Origin of the sequence: Neochlamydia sp. TUME1 (assembly GCF_000813645.1) — a bacterium.
GTDB lineage: Bacteria > Chlamydiota > Chlamydiia > Chlamydiales > Parachlamydiaceae > Neochlamydia.
In genome coordinates this window covers 1-2,453 of record NZ_JRXI01000114.1, presented here as the reverse complement: position 1 = coordinate 2,453, position 2,453 = coordinate 1, and the positions used below count along the sequence as shown (strand labels likewise).

Below are 2,453 nucleotides of genomic sequence, written 5' to 3'. Positions count from 1 at the left end.
TTGCCATAGATAGATTGGCTACCTAGACATAACTTACGTACAATGACTAGATTTCTTAAAGATTCTTCGGCAGCATTATTGGTCATAGGAATAGCAGGATCTGTTAAGTAAGCACGGAAATGTTTGATCTGCTTTAAAAGCTTGTGGCAAAACTTCCGCAATTTCTTGGTGCTACTCCAGCACCCCAGTTCTTGCAATTCTTCTTGTATATAACGCCAGTTAAGATACCCATACTGCTGCCAAGTAGATTGGCTAATTTGTCCTTTTTCTAGACGATGCTTATCTTTAAAAAGCTCTTGCAAGGTATTATATAGGTTTCCTAAACGCTGGGTATCCTCCAAGGATATATTGGGCTGTTCTGCTTGTCCTTGTATGTTACGGATTAGATGAGCTAAACAATACTGTTTGATCTTTACCTTAATTTGATGAATAGCTAGACCTCGATCACTTACTAAGCAATGAATCTGCTGACCGACTAGCGCCTTTAGAGTAGCGCCATTTTGATAGGGTCTTAATGCATAAGCAATCACATTTCCTACACGTAGTACTAGCAAGTGTTCGTTAGTAGCGGCATGACGCCAGCTCGTTGCATCTAGATGCAAAGGCTGCTGTGTAGTAATAGCTGCTTTAACGAGTGTTTCATAAGACGAAACAAGTAAGGCAGCGGTGCGAGCTTTAACTTTAGAAATGAGACCTTGGCTTAAAGCCACGTTAGGCAATAAAGCACTAATCATGGTGCGCACGGCCCGGTGCCCTTGACGATATTGTCCCATCAGCAGGTTAATGAAGCCTTCCAGCCTAGGACCAAGCAAGAATTGCTCCTTTTCTTTAAGTTCAGGCCGTGTTTCTAGATGGCAGCAAGGGCATCTGCTCGTTACTAAATCTATTTGATGCACCAAAGGCTTAATTTCAGGAAGTTCGATCTGCTGCCATGAAAGAACCTTATCAGTCGCCTGCATAGCTGAGTGACAGTGGGGGCAAACTTCTACATTACGAACTTCATGCGAGGTAACTACACTAGCAGGTAGTAGTTGTCGGCTGGCACCAGGATGATAGGGTCGATTTTCTGCTTTAGGTGATGATGAACGATTAGTTTTCTGATCCGTCGATGGTGGCTTGGAACTGTTCTTAGAATTTTGATTAAGCTGTGCCTCCAGCTGGGCAATGCGTGCTTCAAGCTTGGTGATTATCTTTTCTAGTCTATTCACTAAGGCTTTTGGCTGCGCATTTTCAGCTCTTAGCTGGATAATCTCAGCCCTTAGCTCTGCATTCTCTTTAAATAGTTGCTCGTATGAGGGTTGCATACTACTCAATATATGATTAAGTAAATATAAACTCTAGAAATTATTTTATTTATCACCAAGTAATTGATAACCCCCATGACCGCTTACCGTCATTTGGGATTGGTAGCTTAAAATGTGTGAAGAGATAGGGTTAGTTGACCTTATTGATCAGGCGGTAGGTGGCCAGGCGACGAATAAGCATCTAACCTATGGGCAAGCTGTTAAATGTATAATCTTAAAGGGATTGCGATTTGCAAATCGGAGGCTTTACATGTATTCTGAATACTTTGAAGACAAGCCCATCGATCATTTATTAAGTACGCCAGCTATCTCAGGGTAATGCATGAAGATTTTATTTACCGTTTAGCATTTTCATCATGTAGTCTCGATCCCATCCGGCTTTTGCTCTCTTACCCTTAATTCCTGATTTTGTTTTTTGTATCAACTTTTAATAAATTCATTGTTCATCTTTTCAAAACAGATAGATTTTCGGGACCGTGGTCTTTACGGACTTTGCTCTTATCTTCTTCTTTTTTCTGGGGCAGGCAATCTAATTCCTGGATACCCCGAACTTTTCTCTTTTCAAAACGTTCTCTACTCTATTCTTCAATCAAATGATAATCGCAACTTGCTTCTTTAGATATTAGGCCTCTTTCGAAACTCACATATTTAATTCCCAGTTATAGATTGCTGCAATTAAGTTGAAGCGAAGTACAACTCTTTTACGCCTATTCCTGTAGCGATCTGCTATAATTTTAAATCGCTTAAGAAGGCCAATGACATTTTCATTGGTAGCTCTTTCTCTTGATAAACTTTGGTTTGTTTTTTTCCTCTTTAGTTAAAGGATTCTTCTTACTTTTTTTCTTGAGCATCGAGGTTTGAATATGTAGCTTTTTTAATCCTTGATAACCTGAATCCGTTAATAATTTTATTTTTGGATTGATTTTAACTTGGGATTCTTTGAATAGCCTAAAATCATGCTTTTTGCCATTGCAATAGGAGATGCAAATTACTTTTTTACTTTTCTTATCGGCTACAAGTTGGGTGTTTAGAGTGTGTTTTTTCTTTTTCCCTGAATAATAGCGTTTTTGCTTTTTTTAGGGCGCTCAACAGGCGTTTCTGTAGCATCAACCAAAATAACCTCATATTCTGTATCGCTTTTCAAAACTC

2 protein-coding genes and 1 pseudogene are annotated in these 2,453 nt (G+C 39.3%); 1 reads left to right on the top strand and 2 read right to left on the bottom strand.

Annotation, left to right across the window (positions count from 1 at the left end):
• Positions 1 to 1,304, bottom strand: a 1,304-nt coding sequence (locus DB41_RS05135) for a transposase (protein WP_039385063.1), incomplete at its 3' end; no start/stop codon positions are given.
• 112 nt (positions 1,305 to 1,416) lie between these two features.
• Between DB41_RS05135 and DB41_RS05130 the strand changes: the two genes are divergently transcribed.
• Positions 1,417 to 1,623: a DUF4277 domain-containing protein gene (locus tag DB41_RS05130; protein WP_052243923.1), complete on the top strand. Its 207-nt coding sequence runs from the start codon at positions 1,417 to 1,419 to the stop codon at positions 1,621 to 1,623.
• A 321-nt stretch (positions 1,624 to 1,944) separates the two neighbouring features.
• Here DB41_RS05130 and DB41_RS12255 read toward each other — a convergent pair.
• A pseudogene (locus tag DB41_RS12255) lies at positions 1,945 to 2,453 on the bottom strand (transposase family protein); the annotation flags it as partial.